The sequence below is a fragment of the Microbacterium umsixpiens genome (genome assembly GCF_053543675.1).
This window is the reverse complement of the sequence record NZ_JBLVOH010000035.1, coordinates 13,185-13,715: the sequence shown is the minus strand read 5'-3', so window position 1 is coordinate 13,715 and position 531 is coordinate 13,185. Positions and strand designations below refer to the sequence as shown.

Annotated in this window: 1 protein-coding gene; it reads left to right on the top strand. The window is 71.9% G+C overall.

What is annotated here, in order from left to right; genetic code table 11:
- A partial coding sequence (locus tag ACNPM4_RS03685; RefSeq protein ID WP_448984735.1) for an ABC transporter ATP-binding protein occupies positions 1 to 531 on the top strand: 531 nt, incomplete at both ends.

The window sequence follows — 531 nt, the reverse complement described above, 5'->3', positions numbered from 1 at the left end:
CGGGGCGTCTGGACCGGCTGCGCGGCGACAACGTCGGCTTCGTCTTCCAGCAGTTCAACCTGCTGCCGGGGCGCACCGCACTCGACAACGTGATGATGCCCCTCGGCCACGCGAAGGGGAGGGTGTTCTGGAACCGTCGGCAGATCGCCGCGGACATGCTCGATCGGGTGGGACTCGGGCACAGGGTCGGGCAGATCGCCGACAAGCTCTCCGGCGGTGAGCAGCAGCGGGTCGCGATCGCCAGGGCACTGGTGCGCAGGCCCGTGCTGATCCTCGCGGACGAGCCGACGGGCGCGCTCGACATCGACACCGGCGCATCCGTCATGTCGCTCCTCGACGAGGTCGCCACGGAGACGGACGCCGCGCTGGTCACCATCACGCACGACCTCCACGTCGCGGCCCGCGCGCGCCGGCACTACCGCCTGGATGCCGGACGCCTGGAGACCGCGGACCTCAGTCGCGCGTTCGAAGCCTCGACCCTCGCGGCTTCCGTGCCCTCCGCTCCGGCACCGCCCGTGACCGTGGCGCCGG